The 21,590-nt window shown below is 53.0% G+C and carries 14 protein-coding genes; 12 read left to right on the forward strand and 2 right to left on the reverse strand.

The features are described 5' to 3' along the window. Positions 1-114 precede the first annotated feature (114 nt). Both rcsD and rcsB read left to right on the forward strand, forming a co-directional pair. On the forward strand, positions 115-2,784 hold the full coding sequence (gene rcsD / locus OOJ59_RS09940) for a phosphotransferase RcsD (protein WP_137347677.1): 2,670 nt from the start codon (positions 115-117) through the stop codon (positions 2,782-2,784). Between the two features lie 16 nt (positions 2,785-2,800). Further along, positions 2,801-3,451, forward strand: a complete 651-nt coding sequence (rcsB, locus tag OOJ59_RS09945; protein WP_003027592.1) for a response regulator transcription factor RcsB — start codon at positions 2,801-2,803, stop codon at positions 3,449-3,451. A gap of 87 nt (positions 3,452-3,538) precedes the next feature. Here rcsB and rcsC read toward each other — a convergent pair whose 3' ends face one another. After that, complete coding sequence (gene rcsC, locus OOJ59_RS09950; protein WP_121529302.1) at positions 3,539-6,385, reverse strand: two-component system sensor histidine kinase RcsC; 2,847 nt, start codon at positions 6,383-6,385, stop codon at positions 3,539-3,541. Between the two features lie 168 nt (positions 6,386-6,553). Here rcsC and atoS point away from each other — a divergent pair, with 168 nt between their 5' ends. From atoS to OOJ59_RS09980, 6 genes are all read left to right on the forward strand, one after another. Continuing rightward, the gene (gene atoS, locus OOJ59_RS09955; protein ID WP_038643273.1) at positions 6,554-8,392 is read left to right on the forward strand and encodes a two-component system sensor histidine kinase AtoS; all 1,839 of its coding nucleotides are present in this window, start codon (positions 6,554-6,556) and stop codon (positions 8,390-8,392) included. Next, positions 8,389-9,774: an acetoacetate metabolism transcriptional regulator AtoC gene (gene atoC / locus OOJ59_RS09960; RefSeq protein ID WP_160955498.1), complete on the forward strand. Its 1,386-nt coding sequence runs from the start codon at positions 8,389-8,391 to the stop codon at positions 9,772-9,774. The genes atoS and atoC overlap by 4 nt, the downstream gene beginning before the upstream one ends. A gap of 198 nt (positions 9,775-9,972) precedes the next feature. Then, positions 9,973-10,632, forward strand: a complete 660-nt coding sequence (atoD, locus tag OOJ59_RS09965; protein ID WP_038642220.1) for an acetate CoA-transferase subunit alpha — start codon at positions 9,973-9,975, stop codon at positions 10,630-10,632. Positions 10,633-10,634: 2 nt separating this feature from the next. After that, positions 10,635-11,285 (forward strand): 3-oxoacid CoA-transferase subunit B, encoded by a 651-nt coding sequence (locus tag OOJ59_RS09970; protein WP_038642222.1) that lies wholly within the window; start codon positions 10,635-10,637, stop codon positions 11,283-11,285. Then, complete coding sequence (locus OOJ59_RS09975; RefSeq protein ID WP_085047840.1) at positions 11,282-12,604, forward strand: TIGR00366 family protein; 1,323 nt, start codon at positions 11,282-11,284, stop codon at positions 12,602-12,604. The genes OOJ59_RS09970 and OOJ59_RS09975 overlap by 4 nt, the downstream gene beginning before the upstream one ends. A 30-nt stretch (positions 12,605-12,634) precedes the next feature. Beyond that, positions 12,635-13,819 (forward strand): acetyl-CoA C-acetyltransferase, encoded by a 1,185-nt coding sequence (locus OOJ59_RS09980; RefSeq protein WP_085047839.1) that lies wholly within the window; start codon positions 12,635-12,637, stop codon positions 13,817-13,819. Positions 13,820-13,861: 42 nt separating this feature from the next. Here OOJ59_RS09980 and gyrA read toward each other — a convergent pair whose 3' ends face one another. After that, positions 13,862-16,498, reverse strand: a complete 2,637-nt coding sequence (gene gyrA, locus OOJ59_RS09985) for a DNA topoisomerase (ATP-hydrolyzing) subunit A (RefSeq protein ID WP_069323406.1) — start codon at positions 16,496-16,498, stop codon at positions 13,862-13,864. Between the two features lie 158 nt (positions 16,499-16,656). On the opposite strand from gyrA, the gene ubiG reads away from it, so the two are divergent. From ubiG to yfaE, 4 genes are all read left to right on the forward strand, one after another. Then, entirely contained in the window at positions 16,657-17,385 is a 729-nt protein-coding gene (gene ubiG / locus OOJ59_RS09990; protein ID WP_038642230.1) for a bifunctional 2-polyprenyl-6-hydroxyphenol methylase/3-demethylubiquinol 3-O-methyltransferase UbiG, read from the forward strand. A 420-nt stretch (positions 17,386-17,805) separates the two neighbouring features. After that, positions 17,806-20,091: a class 1a ribonucleoside-diphosphate reductase subunit alpha gene (gene nrdA, locus OOJ59_RS09995; protein ID WP_087857375.1), complete on the forward strand. Its 2,286-nt coding sequence runs from the start codon at positions 17,806-17,808 to the stop codon at positions 20,089-20,091. Between the two features lie 111 nt (positions 20,092-20,202). Beyond that, positions 20,203-21,333, forward strand: coding sequence for a class Ia ribonucleoside-diphosphate reductase subunit beta (nrdB, locus tag OOJ59_RS10000; protein WP_038642234.1), 1,131 nt, complete (start codon positions 20,203-20,205; stop codon positions 21,331-21,333). Continuing rightward, positions 21,333-21,587, forward strand: a complete 255-nt coding sequence (yfaE, locus tag OOJ59_RS10005; protein WP_038642236.1) for a ferredoxin-like diferric-tyrosyl radical cofactor maintenance protein YfaE — start codon at positions 21,333-21,335, stop codon at positions 21,585-21,587. The genes nrdB and yfaE overlap by 1 nt, the downstream gene beginning before the upstream one ends. Positions 21,588-21,590 lie beyond the last annotated feature (3 nt).

The following is a 21,590-nucleotide window of genomic DNA, read 5'->3' on the forward strand; positions in this document are numbered from 1 at the left end:
AAATGTGACGTAGACAATGCAAACTCTGTGGCATGGTCCAGGTATGGCAATTCATACATTACCCTTTATACTGCCCCTTCAACTTTCGCGTCGTTTAACAGGTCATAAACACGAATGAGTCAGTCTGACACAACGGCTTCTACCCGATTCTCCCTACTACCGGGAAATATTACCCGTTACTTCTTATTACTGATCGTGGTGCTGTTGGTGATGATGGGCGTCATGGTCCAGAGCGCCGTCAATACCTGGCTAAAGGATAAGAGCTATCAGATTGTCGATATCACCCATGCCATTCATAAAAGGGTCGATACCTGGCGATACGTGACCTGGCAAATTTATGACAATATTGCCGCCACGCCGAGCTCGCCTGGCGCAGAAGGGCTGCAGGAAACTCGCCTGAAACAAGATGTCTACTATCTTGAAAAACCTCGCAGAAAAACCGAGGCGCTGATTTTCGGCTCACATGACAGCTCTACGCTGGAGATGACCCAACGAATCTCAACCTATCTGGATACGCTGTGGGGCGCGGAAAATATTCCATGGTCAATGTATTACCTTAATGGTCAGGACAATAGCCTGATCCTTATCTCAACATTGCCGCTAAAAGATCTGACTTCCGGCTTTAAGGAATCGACGATCGGTAATATTGTCGACTCCCGGCGCGCTGAAATGTTGCAGCAGGCCAATGCGCTGGATGAGCGCGAAAGCTTCTCGTCGCTGCGCCGTCTGGTCTGGCAAAACGGACATTACTTCACGCTGCGCACGACCTTTAATCAGCCGGGACATCTGGCAACGGTTGTCGCCTTTGACCTGCCGATTAATGACCTGATCCCTGCCGGCATGCCGCTGGACAGTTTCCATCTGGTACCTGATACCAGCTCAACGACTGAACATGTTAATGAAAAAGAGTCGCCTGACAGCGTCAGTATTAGCTTCAACAACAGTAAAATTGAGATCTCATCGGCGCTGGACACGACGGATATGCGGCTGGTCTGGCAGGTTCCATTTGGCTCATTGCTACTCGATACGCTGCAAAACATTCTGCTGCCGCTGTTACTGAACATCGCGTTGCTGGCCCTGGCGCTGTTTGGTTATACCACCTTTCGTCACCTCCCTGCCCGTTCAACCGAAGTGGCGCCAAATCATGCGGCAAATAATGAACTGCGGATCCTGCGTGCGATCAATGAAGAGATTGTTTCCCTGCTGCCGCTGGGATTGTTGGTGCACGATCAAGAAGCCAACCGCACGGTAATTAGCAATAAAATTGCCGACCACCTGCTGCCGCATTTAAATCTGCAAAATATTACCAGTATGGCGGAACAACATCAGGGCGTTATTCAGGCCACTATCAATAATGAACTGTATGAAATCAGGCTGTTTCGCAGCCAGATCTCATCGCGAACGCAGATCTTTATCATTCGTGACCAGGACCGTGAAGTACTGGTTAATAAGAAGTTGAAGCAAGCGCAGCGGCTGTATGAGAAAAACCAGCAGGCCCGCGCGGCCTTTATGCAGAATATTGGTAATGCGCTGAAGGACCCGGCTAAAACACTGGCTGCTAATGCCGCCGCGCTCAATACCCCCGACAGCCAAAAACTGGCCAATCAGGCCGACGTTCTGGTTCGCATGGTGGATGAAATCCAGTTGGCTAACTTGCTGGAAAGCGACGCCTGGAAAGGTGAATCGACGCTGTTTTCCGTGCAGGCGTTGATTGACGACGTGGTCCCGGAGGTGTTGCCGGCTATTAAGCGTAAAGGGCTGCAGCTACTGATTAAAAATCACCTTAGCGCTCATGACGAACGCCGTGGCGACCGCGATGCCCTGCGTCGTATTTTGCTGTTGCTGATTCAATATGCGGTAACCACCACGCAGATTGGTAAAATCACACTGGAGGTTGATCAGGATGAATCGGAAGCTGAACGTCTGACCTTCCGCATTCTGGATACCGGGGAAGGCGTCACGCTACAGGAAGTTGATAACCTGCATTTCCCGTTCATTAATGACACACAAGGCGATCGTTATGGCAAAGCCAACCCGTTAACGTTTTGGCTGTGCGATCAGTTAGCCCGTAAGCTGGGTGGACACCTGAACATTAAAGCGCGGGAAGAGCTTGGAACACGTTATATAGTCCATGTTAAAATGCCTCTGCACGATCAACATGCTGATAGTGAAGAGCGCCTGTTAGATGACGTCTGCGTGATGGTTGATGTGACCTCTAATGACGTACGGAGCATTGTATTACGTCAACTGGAAAACTGGGGGGCAACCTGCATCACGCCCGACGAACGGTTGAATAGTCAAGAATATGATCTCTTTTTAACAGATAATCCGTCTAATCTTACTGCCTCGGGCTTGCTTTTAAGCGATGATGAGTCTGGCGTACGGAAAATTGGCCCCGGCCAGCTGCGCGTCAACTTTAATATGAGCAATGCTATGCAGGAAGCTGTCCTCGAGCTGATAGAAGAGCAGTTGGCACAAGAAGAGCTCCAGGAGCTCCCTCTCGGCGGAGATGCAAACGCCGAACTTCATGCCAGCGGTTACTATGCACTCTTTGTAGACACAGTACCGGATGATGTTAAGAGGTTGTATACTGAGGCAGCAATCAGTGATTTCGCTGCGTTAGCCCAAACGGCTCATCGCCTGAAAGGCGTGTTTGCCATGCTTAATCTGGTACCCGGCAAGCAGTTATGTGAAGCGCTGGAACATCTTATTCAAGAGAAAGATGCTCCAGGTATAGAAAAATACATCAGCGACATTGACGCATACGTCAAGAGCTTGCTGTAGCAAGGTAGCCCAATACATGAACACTATGAACGTAATTATTGCCGATGACCACCCGATTGTACTGTTCGGTATTCGTAAATCACTTGAACAGATCGAGTGGGTTAATGTTGTCGGCGAATTTGAAGACTCCACAGCACTGATCAACAATTTGCCTAAGTTAGATGCTCATGTGTTGATTACCGACCTCTCCATGCCGGGAGATAAATACGGTGATGGGATCACGTTAATAAAATACATCAAGCGCCATTTCCCGAGCCTGTCGATTATTGTGCTGACCATGAACAATAACCCTGCCATCCTGAGCGCGGTGCTGGATCTCGATATTGAAGGGATTGTCCTGAAGCAAGGCGCGCCAACAGACCTGCCGAAAGCGCTGGCCGCGCTGCAAAAGGGGAAGAAATTTACTCCGGAAAGCGTTTCTCGTCTGCTGGAAAAAATCAGCGCCAGTGGCTATGGCGACAAACGCCTGTCACCGAAAGAGAGCGAAGTTCTGCGCCTGTTTGCCGAAGGTTTCCTGGTGACTGAAATTGCCAAAAAGCTCAACCGCAGTATTAAAACCATCAGCAGCCAGAAAAAATCGGCGATGATGAAACTCGGTGTGGAAAACGATATCGCGCTGTTGAATTACCTCTCTTCCGTGACGCTGAGTCCTTCAGATAAAGAGTAATTAACTGCCTGACGGCACTGCGTTTATCAGGCCTACGAACAGTTTGTTCCGTAGGCCTGGTAAGGCAAACCCCGCTATCCGGCATCTTTATCCCCGCGCCTTCCTCACTCTTTCCGCATAGACCGTCAGCGTTTGCTTCAATACATCTAATGTCACTGGCTTGGAAAGACAGCTATCCATACCGGATTCCAGACACCGCTGCTTCTCTTCAGCCAGCGCGTTTGCCGTCACGCCCACAACCGGCAACGTTAAACCTAACTGGCGGATGCGCTGAGTCAGGCGATAACCATCCATGTTTGGCATGTTGACGTCGCTCAGCACGATGTCGATATGGTTTTTACTCAGTACATTGAGGGCATCGACACCGTCATTCGCCGTTTTACACTGATATCCCAACGATCCCAGTTGATCGGCCAGTAAACGCCGGTTGATAGGATGATCGTCGACCACCAGTATCATCATGTCATCGTTGGTAGCGCCGACTTTATCCGGGGCGGGTAGCGCCGTCGAGAGTTCTTCACTCCCCAGATCAACGCTGTAAATATGCGCCAGCAGCGCGGGCAGTTCGTGCGGTGACGCCACACTGTGCACCCACTCCCCTGGCCCCCTTTCCAACGGAATCCCAATATGGCGACGGCAGAAAATCACCGCGGCACGTCCTTGCCACGCCTGTTCCAGCACATCATCGGCAACCAACAAGTCATCAGCATCCGGGCGCTGCCCCTCATAACGCAGCACGGTCACCCCGCTACGCATCAAACTGGATTCGACAAAGCGATACAGCGATGCGTTACGCACCGCCAGCCAGCAACGGGTGCCAGCCAGTCCTTCTACGCCTTTTTTCTGCGGATACTGGGCGCCATAAAGAGGAATACGGAGCGTAAACTGGCTGCCCATTCCCGGTTCTGAATCAACGGAAATGTCGCCATCCATCATGCTGATCAGTTTTTCACAGATAGCCAAACCGAGCCCGGTTCCCTGGAAATTACGCTGTACGCCAGTGCCCACCTGGAAGAAAGGATCGAACAAACGGACCACTTCTTTGGCGGGGATACCCACCCCGGTATCACGCACACGGATACTGAGGTAATCACCGTCACACTGCACATGCAGCACAATGCAGCCGGTATCGGTAAACTTGATCGCGTTACTCAGCAAATTGGAGATCACCTGCTGTAAACGCATAGGATCGCCATTCAACGCGACGGGCACATCCGGGTCGATAAAACAGTACAATCCCAACTGCTTACGCACCACCAGCGGCAGATAGTTTGCCGTAATATGGCTCATCACTTCACGCGGTGAGAACTCGCGCGGTTCAATCTTCAACTGTTCAGATTCAATTTTCGAGAAATCGAGAATATCGCTGATAATTTTCAACAGCAGGCTGGAAGAGTTATTCATCGCCGTCACCAGGCGATCCACCCCGTTGGGTAACTCTTTGGTTTGCAACAAATCGAGGTTACCGATAATGCCATACAGCGGCGTACGCAGCTCATGGCTCACTGTCGCAAGGAACATCGATTTGGACTGACTCGCCTGTTCCGCCGCCTGGGCCATCTCCTGCAACGACTCTTCCATTTTAACGCGCGCACTGACGTCAACCAGGACGCAAATTGCCACGTTTTCATTGCGATAGCGCGAATGCACAAAGCTGATTTGCAGATTGGTATTGTTACTGGTCAGCACATCGACAAAATTAACCTGCTGGCCGCAGATGATTTGCGTTAACCGTTGCCGGTCTTCATGCGTCAGCATGTTCAGATAGGTATGCGCCAGTTCATTACTCAGGATGTTAATGCCATCCAGCGTGCGCAAAATACAAATCCCCACCGGCGCGGAAGCCACGATTTTACGGTTAAATTGCTCGTGTTCCTCCAGGCGCTGAGCATCGCTTTCCGCAGGAATAAAAATACGCCGCTCATACATACGCGTAAGCATAAACAATGCCGCGCCGACCAGCACATTCAGCAGAATAGCGTTCAGGATCATCATGCGGATCCGCTCCAGCACCAGATCAACCGGAACAGAGTACACAATGCTCAGCGATGACGGCGGGAGATTTTTCTTCAGTACCAGATCGCGAAAACCCGGCGTATAGCCAAACCAGGAACGCTCCTGCATCCAGCGTGGTTCAGCCTTAATATTCCCCTCAGGGCCGGTGAGCGAAATCAGCGCATGGCCATTTTCATCGAGAATGGTCACCCCCATCGGCAAACTGCCCGGCGTGAAGAAGTTCTCCATGCGAATAGGTTGTTCCACGCCCAGCAGCGCCTGTAGACGGTTGGCAAGATAAACCGGCGTCAGCGCATAGAAATAGCCCACTCCAGGACGCGGCCCCTGGCTAATCCAGAACAGGTTATTACCATTTTCATCCTGCGGCGCATTGCGATACTTAATAATGCGCTCATGCAGCGCTTTCAGGGCCTGGTCACGTTCGACGGGCATCTCACGCAGACCAAAGTTCGCCATACAGAGATTATCGCTGCCGATCAGGAATACGCGATTCAAATCATAGGCAGCAGAAAAATTGTCGCGCCAGTAGCGCATAAACCACGCCAGCGACTCCAGAGAACCTCGCCAGGCGTTGCCCATCACCGAACAGTCGGAGTCGGCAAACAGCGGCTCAAAGTTAGGTACGACGGTTTTGTCATCCCGCGCCCGCAGCGACATCACGCCGTTTTCCGCCGTTAAGCGATTCTCGGCAATATATTTCAGCTCTTTAATAACATCCGATGTGCGCTGGATATAACGCTGGGCCTGGTCGGAGCTGAGGTTAAGTTCCTGATGGATCTCAGACTCTCTCTGGTGCAGCGCGTTCACAATGTAGAACACGGAGGCAAAAGCGATCAGACACCAGATCAGGAGCGCCAACGCTCTGAACAGGTAGCGTGAGACTTTTAGGGTTGAATGAACGGAAGCAAGGTATTTCAAAGGGGCGAAGCTCCGCCTCAGGGCATTAATAGAGTGTGGTTAAGGTAGCGGTAAATGTCCGGCGTCGCAATGCCCTCTCTTTACGGGAATATGATACACCGCTCTGAAACCGTTGTCTTAACCCGTGATAATCGTCGTTTGCCTGAAACACACTGCACGGATGTCTGAATGCGCGACCTGAGATGGCTGGCTCGTCGGTTATATCCACGACGATTACGCAACCAAATGATCATGATGGCCATTCTGATGGTCATCATTCCGACGATATCCATAGGTTATATCGTAGAAACTGAAGGCCGTTCAGCAGTCTTATCTGAAAAAGAGAAAAAACTGTCATCAGTCATAGCGCTGCTAAACGATGCGCTGGGCGACAGCTTTAACGACTACGATAACCTGCCGCGCGAAGAGCGCATTCGGGCGCTGAATCATGAGTTAGCTCCCGTTACCGAGCGAATTACCCGGGCGTTTCCCGGCGTTGGCGCAGGGTATTACCACAAAGCGCTGGATGCCATTATCACCTACGCGCCCTCTGCGCTGTATCAGAGCAATGTAGGTATCACTATCACCGACGATCATCCGGGACGCGAAGTGATGAGTAGCAATGCGCCAGTGGTCTATTCAGGGCGACAGGTGCGTGGCGACATACTCAACTCCATGATCCCAATAGAGCGCCAGGGAGAGGTTATTGGGTATATCTGGGCCAATGAGCTAACCCAAGATATTCGCCAGCAGGCCTGGAGAATGGACGTCAGGATAATTGCCGTACTGGTTACCGGGCTCATCTTTAGCCTGCTGTTGATCGTGCATTTTTCACGCCGACTCAGTGCGAATATCGACATTATCACTGATGGACTCTCAACGCTGGCACAAAAAACGCCCGCCCGACTGCCTGAACTCCCCGGCGAGTTGGGACAAATCAGCCGTAGCGTTAATGCGCTGGCGCAAACGCTACGGGACACCAAAACCCTCAACGATCTGATTATTGAAAATGCCGCAGATGGTGTGATCGCCATCGACAGACAAGGTGACGTCACCACCATGAACCCGGCGGCAGAGCAGATAACGGGTTACTCGCTGCATGAACTGGTGGGTCAATCTTATGCGACGCTGTTTGCCAACACGCAGTTTCATAGCCCGGTACTGGATACTCTCGAGCACGGTACTGAGCACGTGGCTCAGGAGATTAGCTTTCCGGGACGTGAACGCACCATTGAGATAAGTGTTACCACCAGCCGGATCCATAACGCACACGGCGAACTGATTGGAGCGCTGGTTATTTTCTCCGATTTAACCGCCCGGAAAGAGACCCAGCGTCGGTTGGCGCAAACCGAAAGGCTCGCCACTCTGGGTGAACTGATGGCCGGGGTCGCGCATGAAGTGAGAAACCCGCTGACCGCAATCCGTGGCTACGTCCAGATCATCCGCCAGCAAACCTCCCTGCCGGAACATCAGGAGTATTTATCTGTTGTGCTTAACGAAATTGATTCCATCAATAAAGTTATTCAACAGCTGTTAGATTTTTCACGTCCGCGACAAAGCCAGTGGCAGCAGATTCAGCTCAATGCGTTGATTGAAGAGACGCTAATCCTGGTGCAAACCGCCGGCCTTCAGGCACGGATTGGTTTTACCACGGAATTAGATCCCAGCCTGCCGCCGATCGTCGCCGATCGCGAACTCCTCAAGCAGGTGATCCTCAACATTTTAATCAATGCAGTACAGGCGATCGCTGCGCGAGGCGAAATTCGCATTCGCACCTGGCAATACTCGGCCTCACAACAGGCCGTGATGATTGAAGATAATGGCAATGGTATCGATCTCGCCATTCAGAAGAAAATATTCGATCCCTTTTTTACGACGAAAGCATCAGGCACTGGTCTTGGACTGGCGCTGAGCCAGCGCATTATCAATGCGCATCAGGGGGATATCCACGTAACCAGCCAGCCTGGCTGTGGGGCGATATTCACTCTGATTTTACCTCTTAACCCGCTGGGAAATCCGTCAGAATGAAAACGACATACCGTATTCTCATCGTTGATGATGAAGAAAATGTTCGCCGTATGCTTGCCACCGCATTTTCCCTGCAAGGGCATGAAACGCATTGCGCCAGCGACGGGAAAGCCGCGCTGAGCCTGTTTAGCGAAACACAGCCAGACGTCGTGCTGATGGATATTCGTATGCCGGAGATGGACGGCATCGACGCGCTGAAAGTGATGCGCGCCCAGCAACCACGCATCCCCGTCATTCTGATGACCGCGTATGCCGAAGTCGAAACCGCCGTAGAAGCGCTACGTAGCGGCGCATTTGATTACGTGATTAAGCCTTTTGATCTCGACGAGCTTAGCATGGTGATTCAACGCGCATTGCAACTGCAGGAGATGAAACAGGAAATCCGCAATCTACACAAAGCGTTGAGCACCAGCTGGCAGTGGGGGCATATTCTGACCAACAGTCCGCGTATGATGGATATCTGTAAAGACACGGCGAAAATCGCCCTCTCACAGGCCAATGTTCTGATAAGCGGTGAAAGCGGTACAGGAAAAGAGCTGATCGCCCGCGCCATTCACTACAACAGCAAACGCGCCAATGGCCCATTTATCAAAGTTAACTGCGCGGCTCTGCCGGAGTCGCTGCTGGAAAGCGAGCTATTTGGTCACGAAAAAGGCGCTTTTACCGGGGCGCAGACGTTGCGTCAGGGGTTATTCGAGCGCGCTCATCAGGGAACGCTGTTGCTTGATGAAATTGGTGAGATGCCGCTGGTGTTACAAGCCAAACTGCTGCGTATTTTGCAGGAGAGAGAGTTTGAACGCATCGGCGGGCACCAGACCATTCGCGTTGATATTCGTATCGTCGCCGCCACCAACCGCTGCCTGCAAACCATGGTGAAGGAAGGAACGTTTCGCGAAGACCTGTTTTACCGGCTCAACGTTATCCATTTAACTTTGCCTCCCTTACGCGAGCGTCGTGAAGACATTGCCTTACTCGCCAACCACTTTTTACAAAAATTCAGCGCTGAAAATCAGCGCGATATTATCGAGATCGACCCGACGGCAATGTCGATGCTCGCCACCTGGTCCTGGCCGGGTAACATTCGTGAACTGTCAAACGTCATCGAACGTGCCGTCATTATGAATACTGGCGCGATAATTTTTGCCGACGATCTCCCCGACGCTTTCCGCAACCCGGTGAGCGCCACGACAGAGACAAAACCGACTCACTCCGGGGAGCGCAATCTGAAAGAAGAGATTAAGCGTGAGGAAAAACGCATTATCCTCGAAGTCCTCGACAGTCAGGACGGCAACCGCACCCGCACGGCGTTGATGCTGGGGATTAGCCGACGCGCCCTGATGTATAAATTACAAGAGTACGGCATCGACCCTTCGGGGTCCTGATACGCAAATTTGCTATGCAGAATTTTGCACACTGCGCAAAATTCTGCATAGCCCCTCGCTTTCCCTCTCCGTTAGAAATATAGAAATACATTAATAAATTCAAACGACTAAAGATTAATACGTCTTTTAAAGCATCCTGGCATTCTGCTTGCACTTCCCTGAGCGTACCCAAAATGGAGTATGCAAAAGGGAAACATAATGAAAACAAAACTGATTACCTTACAAGACGCTGCAGGCTTCTTTCGTGACGGCATGACCATCATGGTCGGTGGTTTTATGGGGGTCGGCACACCGCCTCGCCTGGTTGAAGCCCTGCTGGAATCCGGCGTCAGAGATCTGACGCTGATTGCTAACGATACTGCATTTGTCGATACCGGTATCGGGCCACTGATCGTCAATGGACGGGTGAGCAAAGTCATTGCCTCGCACATTGGCACCAACCCGGAAACCGGTCGTCGCATGATTGCTGGCGAGATGGACGTACAGTTGGTGCCACAAGGTACCCTGATCGAGCAAATTCGCTGCGGCGGCGCGGGTCTTGGTGGTTTTCTGACGCCTACCGGCGTTGGCACCATCGTGGAAGATGGTAAGCAGACCATCACGCTCGAGGGCAAAACCTGGCTGCTTGAACGCCCATTGCGCGCCGATTTAGCGCTTATTCGCGCCCATCGCTCTGACATGCTTGGCAACCTCACCTACCAGCTCAGCGCCCGAAACTTTAACCCTCTGATTGCTCTCGCCGCTGACATCACGCTGGTTGAACCGGATGAAATGGTTGAAACAGGCGAGCTGCAGCCTGACCAGATTGTTACCCCCGGCGCCGTTATCGACCATATCGTCATTCCACAGGAGAGCTAATCATGGATGCTAAACAACGTATTGCGCGCCGGGTGGCGCAAGAGCTTCGCGATGGCGATATCGTCAACTTAGGTATTGGCCTGCCAACCATGGTAGCCAACTACTTGCCTGCAGATATTCACATTACGCTGCAATCTGAGAATGGTTTTCTGGGACTGGGCCCAGTGACCACCGCGCATCCTGACCTGGTAAACGCGGGCGGCCAACCGTGCGGTATTTTGCCAGGCGCGGCGATGTTTGATAGCGCCATGTCGTTCGCGTTGATTCGCGGCGGTCACGTTGATGCCTGTGTATTGGGTGGGTTACAGGTCGATGAGCAGGCAAACCTTGCCAACTGGGTGGTTCCCGGCAAGATGGTGCCCGGCATGGGGGGCGCTATGGATCTGGTGACCGGTGCACGGAAAGTCATTATTGCCATGGAGCATTGCGCGAAAGACGGCTCAGCAAAAATCCTGCGGCAATGCACCATGCCGCTCACCGCGCAGCATGCTGTGCACATGCTGGTCACTGAACTTGCCGTATTCCGCTTTATTGACGGCAAAATGTGGCTAACTGAAATTGTCGAAGGATGTGATATCGCCACGCTGCGTGAAAAAACCGAAGCGCAGTTTGCTATTGCCGACGATCTGCTCATCCTGCGAGGTGACGCATGATTGGCCGCATCGCTCGCTTTATGACACGGGTGGTCAGCCGCTGGCTGCCCGACCCGCTGATTTTTGCCATGTTGTTAACATTGCTGACCTTCGGTATCGCGCTATGGTTAACGCCACAAACGCCCATCAGCATGGTGAAATTCTGGGGTGACGGTTTCTGGAACCTGCTGGCGTTTGGTATGCAGATGGCGCTAATCATCGTGACCGGCCATGCGTTAGCCAGTTCCGGGCCGGTGAAAAGCCTGCTGCGTACGGCGGCATCCGCTGCCAAAACCCCCGCCCAGGGCGTAATGCTGGTCACTTTTTTTGGTTCGGTTGCCTGCGTTATCAACTGGGGATTCGGTCTGGTGGTCGGGGCGATGTTCGCCCGCGAAGTCGCTCGTCGGGTACCGGGTTCCGATTATCCGTTACTGATTGCCTGCGCCTACATCGGCTTCCTGACCTGGGGCGGTGGTTTTTCCGGCTCAATGCCTTTGTTGGCGGCAACGCCTGGCAACCCGGTCGAGCACATAGCGGGATTAATTCCCGTCGCGGATACCCTGTTCACCGGCTTCAATATCTTCATCACCGTGGCGCTGATTGTGGTAATGCCGTTCATCACGCGCATGATGACGCCAAAACCTGCAGATGTGGTGAGCATCGATCCGAAACTATTACTGGAAGAAGCTGATTTTCAGAAGAAGCTGCCGCCAGACGCGCCGCCGTCGGAAAAACTGGAAGAAAGCCGCATTCTGGCACTGATCATCGGTGCATTAGGTATTGCCTATCTGGGCATCTACTTTGCCGAGAAAGGTTTCAACATCACTATCAATACCGTCAACCTGATGTTTATGATTGCCGGTCTGCTGCTGCATAAAACACCGATGGCCTATATGCGCGCCGTCAGCGCTGCCGCACGTAGCACCGCCGGGATTCTGGTGCAATTCCCCTTCTACGCCGGTATTCAGTTGATGATGGAGCACTCCGGTCTCGGTGGTCTTATTACCGAGTTTTTCATTAACGTCGCCAACAAAGATACCTTCCCGCTGATGACCTTCTTCAGTTCAGCGCTGATTAACTTTGCCGTGCCGTCCGGCGGCGGCCATTGGGTTATTCAGGGACCGTTCGTCATGCCTGCGGCGCAGGCGCTGGGTGCTGATCTTGGCAAATCAGTGATGGCCATCGCCTACGGGGAGCAGTGGATGAACATGGCACAACCATTCTGGGCGCTACCGGCTCTGGCCATCGCCGGGCTGGGCGTGCGCGACATTATGGGGTACTGCATCACCGCCCTGCTCTTCTCCGGCGTCATTTTTGTTATTGGATTGACCCTGTTCTGACGGCAACAACTTATTAAAAGGAACTGAAAAATGAAAAACTGTGTCATCGTCAGCGCGGCACGTACCGCAATCGGCAGTTTTAACGGCGCACTGGCAACAACGGGTGCCGTCGAGCTTGGAGCCACCGTCATTAGAGCCGCCCTTGAGCGTGCTCACCTTGACCCTCAACGCGTGGACGAGGTGATTATGGGCAACGTGTTGCAGTCAGGACTCGGACAAAATCCGGCGCGTCAGGCATTGTTAAAAAGCGGCCTGTCCGACACCGTTTGCGGCTTTACCGTCAACAAAGTGTGCGGCTCGGGCCTGAAAAGCGTAGCGCTTGCCGCCCTCGCAATTAAGGCAGGACAAGCTCAGGCGATCGTGGCGGGAGGGATGGAAAACATGAGTCAGGCCCCCTACCTGTTAGACGCAAAGGCCCGCTGGGGATATCGTCTTGGTGATGGGCAATTGTCAGACGTTATTCTGCGCGACGGCCTGATCTGCGCCGAGCATGGGTACCACATGGGGATCACCGCAGAAAATGTCGCCAAAGAGTACGGCATCAGCCGCGAAATGCAGGATGAACTGGCACTGCAGTCACAACGTAAAGCCGTGGCTGCCATCACATCCGGCGCATTCGAGGCTGAAATCGTGCCCGTCAGCGTGTCGTCCCGTAAAAAAACCATCATCTTTGAGCGCGACGAGTTCCCCAAAGCTGACTCAACGGCGGAAGGGCTCGCCGCCTTACGCCCGGCCTTTGATAAAACAGGAACCGTCACCGCAGGCAACGCTTCGGGGATCAACGACGGTGCGGCGGCATTAGTGGTAATGGAAGAGTCTGCGGCACTGGCGGCAGGGCTGAAACCGCTGGCGCGGATCAAAGCCTGGGCCAGCGGCGGCGTGGCACCGGCGATGATGGGGATGGGGCCGGTTCCAGCCACGCAAAAAGCGCTACAGCTGAGCGGGCTGCAGCTGTCCGATATCGATCTTATCGAAGCCAACGAGGCATTTGCCGCGCAGTTTCTTGCCGTCGGCAAAACGCTGGGGTTCGATCCGCAAAAGGTTAACGTCAACGGCGGGGCCATTGCGCTGGGACATCCTATTGGCGCCAGCGGCGCACGAATTCTGGTTACGCTGCTGCATGCGCTACAGGCACGCGATCAAACGCTTGGGCTTGCCACGCTGTGCATTGGCGGCGGTCAGGGAATCGCAATGATTGTGGAACGCATGAATTAAAAAAAGGGCCGGATTTCTCCGGCCCTTTTCATAACATCTCAATTACTCGTCAGCGTCATCCGCTGCATCATCATCGGTTTCTGCTTCAGGCGCGATATCCTCGTCGCCCTCAGCGGCACTTCCGTCGATGGAGTCGAGTTCTTCATCATCAACCGGCTCAGCAACGCGTTGCAGACCCACGACGTTTTCATCTTCCGCAGTACGGATGAGGATCACACCCTGGGTGTTACGCCCTACTACGCTGATTTCCGACACGCGAGTACGCACCAGCGTACCTGCATCGGTGATCATCATGATCTGGTCGGTATCTTCAACCTGTACCGCGCCAACAACAGAGCCGTTACGCTCGGTCACTTTGATGGAGATAACGCCCTGAGTCGCACGAGACTTGGTCGGATACTCTTCTGCCGCGGTACGCTTACCGTAGCCGTTTTGCGTCACGGTCAGGATAGCGCCTTCGCCGCGCGGAATAATCAGAGAAACGACTTTGTCTTCGCCTGCCAGCTTGATACCGCGTACGCCGGTCGCGGTACGACCCATCGCACGAACGGCATCTTCTTTAAAGCGCACTACTTTACCCGCGGCAGAGAACAGCATGACTTCGTCACTACCGGACGTCAGGTCAACGCCAATCAGCTCGTCGCCTTCGTTCAGGTTAACCGCAATGATACCGGCGGAACGCGGACGGCTGAACTCGGTCAGCGCGGTTTTCTTCACGGTACCGCTGGCGGTCGCCATAAAGACGTTCACACCTTCTTCGTACTCGCGTACCGGCAGAATAGCGGTGATACGTTCGTTCGCTTCCAATGGCAGCAGGTTGACGATTGGACGTCCACGCGCGCCACGGCTGGCTTCCGGCAACTGATAAACCTTCATCCAGTACAAACGACCACGGCTGGAGAAGCAAAGGATCGTGTCATGGGTGTTGGCCACCAGCAGGCGGTCAATAAAGTCTTCTTCTTTAATACGTGCTGCTGATTTGCCTTTACCGCCACGACGCTGTGCTTCGTAATCGGTTAACGGCTGATATTTCACGTAGCCCTGATGAGACAAGGTCACGACAACATCTTCCTGGCTAATCAGATCTTCGATATTGATGTCAGCGCTGTTGGCGGTGATTTCGGTACGACGTTCGTCGCCGAACTGCTCGCGAATCAGCTCCATCTCTTCACGGATAACTTCCATCAGACGATCTGCGCTGCCCAGAATATGCAGCAGTTCAGCGATCTGCTCCAGCAGCTCTTTGTATTCGTCGAGCAGTTTTTCATGCTCAAGGCCGGTCAGTTTCTGCAAACGCAGATCCAGGATCGCCTGGGCCTGCTGTTCAGTCAGGTAGTACTGACCGTCACGCACGCCAAATTCCGGCTCCAGCCATTCAGGACGCGCGGCGTCATCACCGGCACGTTCCAGCATGGCGGACACGTTACCCAGCTCCCAAGAACGCGCAACCAACGCAGCTTTCGCTTCTGCCGGGGTCGGCGCGCGGCGGATCAGTTCAATGATTGGGTCAATGTTCGCCAGCGCAATCGCCAACGCTTCAAGGATATGCGCACGGTCGCGGGCTTTACGCAGTTCAAAGATAGTACGGCGCGTTACGACTTCACGACGGTGGCGTACAAACGCGGCAATAATATCTTTCAGGTTCATGATCTTCGGCTGACCATGGTGCAGCGCAACCATGTTGATACCGAAAGAAACCTGCAGTTGGGTCTGGGAATAAAGGTTGTTCAGAACCACTTCCCCGACCGCATCGCGTTTCACTTCAATCACGATGCGCATACCGTCTTTATCAGACTCGTCACGCAGCGCGCTGATGCCTTCAACGCGTTTGTCTTTTACCAGCTCGGCGATTTTCTCGATCAGGCGCGCTTTGTTCACCTGATACGGAATTTCATGAACGATGATGGTTTCACGGCCGGTTTTGGCGTCGGCTTCGACTTCCGCGCGGGCGCGAATGTACACTTTGCCGCGACCGGTACGGTAGGCTTCTTCAATACCACGACGACCGTTAATGATCGCGGCGGTCGGGAAGTCCGGACCCGGAATATGCTCCATCAGCCCTTCAATGCTGATGTCTTCATCGTCAATGTATGCCAGACAGCCGTTGATCACTTCCGTCAGGTTGTGCGGCGGAATGTTGGTTGCCATACCTACCGCGATACCGGACGAACCGTTCACCAGCAGGTTAGGAATTTTGGTCGGCATGACGTCAGGAATTTGTTCGGTGCCGTCGTAGTTATCGACGAAATCAACCGTTTCTTTTTCCAGGTCAGCCATCAGCTCATGGGCGATTTTCGACATACGGATTTCCGTATAACGCATCGCCGCTGCGGAGTCGCCATCGACAGAACCAAAGTTACCCTGACCATCTACCAGCATGTAACGCAAGGAGAATGGCTGCGCCATACGAACAATGGTGTCGTAAACGGCGATATCACCATGAGGGTGGTATTTACCGATTACGTCACCAACGACACGGGCAGATTTTTTATAGGCTTTATTCCAGTCGTTGCCCAATACGTTCATGGCGTAAAGTACGCGACGGTGAACCGGTTTCAGGCCATCTCGGACGTCTGGCAGCGCACGGCCAACAATGACCGACATCGCATAATCCAGATATGAGCTCTTCAGCTCTTCCTCAATGTTGACCGGTGTAATTTCTCTCGCAAGGTCGCTCATCTAACCGCTATCCCTCTACTGTATCCCGGATTCAAAGGTCGCAAATTATAACACATTCGCACAGATTCAGGTAAATGGATTCCCCCTGACAGAGGCTTTATTCATCCCGTCAGGCTGATATACTCATTTGCATCGCAAATTTAGGAGTAGAAGCCCCAATGAATGCCGAAAAACCCCCGGTAAGTCACAACGTTGACCATGAAGAAATTGCCAAGTTTGAAGCAGTCGCGTCACGCTGGTGGGACCTTGAGGGGGAATTTAAGCCACTGCACCGCATTAACCCACTGCGTCTGGGCTACATCACGGAGCGCTCAGGCGGCCTGTTTGGTAAAAAGGTACTCGACGTCGGCTGCGGCGGCGGCATTCTGGCGGAAAGTATGGCGCGCGAAGGCGCAACCGTCACGGGCCTGGATATGGGCTTTGAACCGTTACAGGTAGCAAAACTGCATGCGCTGGAGAGCGGTATCCAGGTCGAGTACGTCCAGGAAACCGTCGAAGAGCACGCGGAAAAACATGCGCACCAGTATGACGTGGTGACCTGTATGGAAATGCTGGAGCACGTGCCGGACCCGCAGTCGGTGGTCAGCGCCTGCGCCAGGCTGGTCAAACCGGGCGGCGAAGTGTTTTTCTCCACGCTTAACCGCAACGGCAAATCCTGGCTGATGGCCGTGGTCGGAGCGGAATATATTTTGCGCATGGTGCCGAAAGGCACGCATGATGTGAAAAAATTTATTAAGCCTGCAGAGTTATTACAGTGGGTAGATCAGACCGTGCTGAAAGAGCGTCATATGACCGGCCTGCATTACAACCCGATCACCAACAGCTTTAAACTCGGTCCGGGCGTAGATGTGAACTATATGGTCCATACCACTGCCAGCGTTGATTAACCGCTTCCTGTAGGCCGGATAAGGCGTCCAACGCTGCTATTCGGCATGCTGACAGGAACAGGGCCTGATGGCGCTTCGCTTATCAGGCCTACAATTCCTGTGCCAGATCATAAGAACTTTCTTCGCCTTAGATGAAGAAATCAGCACTCGATCAAATTTTCTATTTTTTTTCTCAATTATTGACATCCCCGCCAGGCCTTATAAGACGCGCACTTAGCGATTCTTACCCTTTTGCAACCTCAATTTAACGTCAAAATCAACTCTTGTGCTGAAAAGAATCCCTACTAGAATACTCACCATATAGCGTCTATTTTATCAAACAACCCCTACATATAGTATTTATCCACAGACTTAGTCACAACATGACTCTGTGGATAATATGGGGGATATTTTTTCTTTCACGGACAGGTAAAAAACCACATGAATCAGAGTCTGCTGGTGACAAAGCGTGATGGTAGTACAGAGCGCATCAATCTCGACAAAATCCACCGAGTTCTGGATTGGGCGGCAGAAGGACTGAATAACGTATCGATTTCTCAGGTCGAGCTGCGCTCTCATATTCAGTTTTATGACGGTATCAAAACGTCCGATATCCATGAGACGATCATCAAAGCAGCCGCCGACCTGATCTCCCGCGAGGCACCGGATTATCAGTACCTGGCTGCCCGCCTGGCCATTTTCCACCTGCGTAAAAAAGCCTACGGCGAGTTTGAACCGCCTGCACTTTACGACCATGTCGTGAAAATGGTTGAAATGGGCAAATACGACAATCATCTGCTGGAAGACTACACGGAAGAAGAGTTCAAGCAGATGGACTCGTTCATCGTACACGACCGTGATATGACCTTCTCCTATGCAGCGGTGAAGCAGTTAGAAGGTAAATATCTGGTGCAAAACCGTGTCACCGGTGAGATTTATGAAAGCGCGCAGTTCCTCTACATTCTGGTAGCGGCCTGCCTGTTCTCTAACTATCCACGTGAAACGCGTCTGCAATATGTAAAACGTTTCTACGATGCCGTTTCAACGTTCAAAATTTCTCTGCCGACGCCAATTATGTCCGGCGTGCGTACCCCAACCCGCCAGTTCAGCTCCTGCGTACTGATCGAGTGCGGCGACAGCCTGGATTCCATCAACGCCACCTCCAGCGCTATCGTGAAATACGTTTCTCAGCGCGCCGGTATCGGTATCAACGCCGGCCGCATCCGTGCGCTGGGTAGCCCGATTCGTGGCGGTGAAGCGTTCCACACTGGCTGTATTCCGTTCTACAAGCACTTCCAGACCGCGGTGAAATCCTGCTCGCAAGGCGGCGTGCGCGGCGGTGCGGCCACCCTGTTCTACCCGATGTGGCATCTGGAAGTCGAAAGCCTGCTGGTGCTGAAAAACAACCGCGGCGTTGAAGGCAACCGCGTGCGTCATATGGACTACGGCGTGCAGATCAACAAGCTGATGTATACCCGTCTGCTGAAAGGCGGTGACATCACCCTGTTCAGCCCGTCCGACGTCCCGGGCCTGTATGATGCGTTCTTCGCCGACCAGGACGAGTTCGAACGTCTGTACACCCAATATGAAAACGACGACAGCATCCGTAAACAGCGCGTGAAAGCGGTTGAACTTTTCTCCCTAATGATGCAGGAACGTGCCTCTACCGGCCGTATCTACATTCAGAACGTTGACCACTGCAACACCCACAGCCCGTTTGATCCGGTTGTTGCGCCGGTGCGCCAGTCCAACCTGTGTCTGGAAATCGCCCTGCCGACCAAACCACTGACCGACGTGAACGACGAAAACGGCGAAATTGCGCTGTGTACGCTATCCGCATTTAACCTGGGTGCTATCAACAGCCTGGACGAGCTGGAAGAGCTGGCCGTACTGGCGGTACGCGCGCTGGATGCACTGCTGGATTATCAGGATTACCCAATCCCGGCCGCCAAACGCGGCGCAATGGGCCGTCGTACGCTGGGTATTGGCGTCATCAACTACGCCTACTGGCTGGCGAAAAACGGTAAGCGTTATTCTGACGGTAGCGCCAATAACCTGACCCACAAAACCTTTGAAGCCATTCAGTATTACCTGCTGAAAGCTTCTAACGAGCTGGCAAAAGAGCAAGGCGCGTGCCCGTGGTTTAACGAAACCACTTACTCCCAGGGTATTTTACCGATCGATACCTATAAAAAAGACCTTGATGCTATCTCTGACGAGCCGCTGCATCTGGACTGGGAACAGCTTCGCGAGTCCATCAAGACTCACGGCCTGCGTAACTCCACGCTCTCTGCGCTGATGCCGTCGGAAACCTCTTCGCAGATCTCTAATGCGACCAACGGTATTGAACCACCGCGCGGCTACGTGAGCATCAAAGCGTCTAAAGATGGGATTCTGCGTCAGGTCGTGCCGGACTACGAACACTTGCACGACGCCTACGAACTGCTGTGGGAAATGCCGAGCAACGACGGTTATCTGCAACTGGTAGGTATCATGCAGAAGTTTATCGATCAGTCGATTTCCGCCAACACCAACTATGATCCGACGCGTTTCCCATCAGGAAAAGTGCCGATGCAGCAGTTGCTGAAAGACCTGCTCACCGCCTACAAATTTGGCGTCAAAACGCTGTATTATCAGAACACCCGCGATGGCGCGGAAGATACTCAGGACGATCTGGTGCCGTCCATTCAGGACGATGGCTGCGAAAGCGGCGCATGTAAGATCTGATGAATATTGCCGGGTGGCGCTACGCTTACCCGGCCTACGATTGCACGGTTTGTAGGCCGGATAAGGTGTTTGTACCACATCCGGCGCTCATCCCACAAAGGATTCACATTAATGGCATACACCACTTTTTCACAGACGAAAAATGATCAGCTTCTGGAACCGATGTTCTTCGGCCAGCCGGTGAACGTCGCCCGCTACGATCAGCAAAAATATGACATCTTCGAAAAACTGATCGAAAAGCAGCTCTCTTTCTTCTGGCGTCCGGAAGAGGTCGATGTTTCCCGCGATCGCATCGACTTCCAGGCGCTGCCGGAGCATGAAAAGCATATCTTCATCAGCAACCTGAAGTATCAGACGCTGCTGGACTCCATTCAGGGACGTAGCCCGAACGTCGCGCTGCTGCCGTTAATCTCGATTCCTGAACTGGAAACCTGGGTCGAAACGTGGGCGTTTTCTGAAACGATCCACTCGCGTTCTTACACCCATATCATCCGTAACATCGTCAACGATCCGGCAGTGGTGTTTGACGATATCGTCACCAACGAGCAGATCCAGAAGCGCGCGGAAGGCATTTCCAGCTACTATGACGAATTGATCGAGATGACCAGCTATTGGCATCTTCTCGGTGAAGGCACCCATAGCGTTAATGGCAAAACGGTTGTCGTGAACCTGCGTGAGCTGAAGAAAAAGCTGTACCTGTGCCTGATGAGCGTGAACGCGCTGGAAGCCATTCGCTTCTACGTCAGCTTCGCCTGCTCCTTCGCCTTCGCCGAACGTGAACTGATGGAAGGCAACGCGAAAATTATTCGTCTGATCGCCCGCGACGAAGCCCTGCATCTGACCGGTACACAGCACATGCTGAACCTGCTGCGCAGCGGTGTAGACGACCCAGAGATGGCGGAAATCGCAGAAGAGTGTAAGCAAGAGTGCTATGACCTGTTCGTGCAGGCCGCGCTGCAAGAGAAAGAGTGGGCGGACTATCTGTTCCGTGACGGTTCGATGATCGGTCTGAACAAAGATATTCTGTGCCAGTACGTTGAGTACATCACCAACATTCGTATGCAGGCTGTTGGGCTGGATCTGCCGTTCCAGACGCGTTCTAACCCGATCCCATGGATCAACACCTGGCTGGTGTCCGATAACGTACAGGTTGCGCCGCAGGAAGTGGAAGTCAGCTCCTATCTGGTCGGCCAGATCGACTCCGAGGTTGATACCGACGATCTGAGTAACTTCCAGCTCTGATGGGCCGCGTTACTCTGCGCATCTCTGGCACACAGCTGCTGTGCCAGGATGAACACCCCTCCCTGCTTGCCGCACTCGAATCGCACAATGTTGAAGTCGAATACCAGTGTCGTGAGGGTTACTGTGGTTCCTGCCGTACCCGCCTGGTGGCGGGACAGGTGGACTGGATCGCCGAACCTCTGGCCTTTATTCAGCCGGGCGAAATATTGCCCTGCTGTTGCCGGGCAAAAGGCGATATTGAAATCGAGCTGTAACGG

The organism is Citrobacter sp. W9 (assembly GCF_026719375.1).
GTDB classification, from domain to species: domain Bacteria; phylum Pseudomonadota; class Gammaproteobacteria; order Enterobacterales; family Enterobacteriaceae; genus Citrobacter; species Citrobacter werkmanii.

What these genes read in the sequence shown, in the direction of transcription:
- rcsD (WP_137347677.1), top strand. Translation starts at nt 115, where the DNA reads ATGAGTCAGTCTGACACAACGGCTTCTACCCGATTCTCCCTACTACCG.
- rcsB (WP_003027592.1), top strand. Translation starts at nt 2,801, where the DNA reads ATGAACACTATGAACGTAATTATTGCCGATGACCACCCGATTGTACTG.
- atoS (WP_038643273.1), top strand. Translation starts at nt 6,554, where the DNA reads ATGCGCGACCTGAGATGGCTGGCTCGTCGGTTATATCCACGACGATTA.
- atoC (WP_160955498.1), top strand. Translation starts at nt 8,389, where the DNA reads ATGAAAACGACATACCGTATTCTCATCGTTGATGATGAAGAAAATGTT.
- atoD (WP_038642220.1), top strand. Translation starts at nt 9,973, where the DNA reads ATGAAAACAAAACTGATTACCTTACAAGACGCTGCAGGCTTCTTTCGT.
- OOJ59_RS09970 (WP_038642222.1), top strand. Translation starts at nt 10,635, where the DNA reads ATGGATGCTAAACAACGTATTGCGCGCCGGGTGGCGCAAGAGCTTCGC.
- OOJ59_RS09975 (WP_085047840.1), top strand. Translation starts at nt 11,282, where the DNA reads ATGATTGGCCGCATCGCTCGCTTTATGACACGGGTGGTCAGCCGCTGG.
- OOJ59_RS09980 (WP_085047839.1), top strand. Translation starts at nt 12,635, where the DNA reads ATGAAAAACTGTGTCATCGTCAGCGCGGCACGTACCGCAATCGGCAGT.
- gyrA (WP_069323406.1), bottom strand. Translation starts at nt 16,498, where the DNA reads ATGAGCGACCTTGCGAGAGAAATTACACCGGTCAACATTGAGGAAGAG.
- ubiG (WP_038642230.1), top strand. Translation starts at nt 16,657, where the DNA reads ATGAATGCCGAAAAACCCCCGGTAAGTCACAACGTTGACCATGAAGAA.
- nrdA (WP_087857375.1), top strand. Translation starts at nt 17,806, where the DNA reads ATGAATCAGAGTCTGCTGGTGACAAAGCGTGATGGTAGTACAGAGCGC.
- nrdB (WP_038642234.1), top strand. Translation starts at nt 20,203, where the DNA reads ATGGCATACACCACTTTTTCACAGACGAAAAATGATCAGCTTCTGGAA.
- yfaE (WP_038642236.1), top strand. Translation starts at nt 21,333, where the DNA reads ATGGGCCGCGTTACTCTGCGCATCTCTGGCACACAGCTGCTGTGCCAG.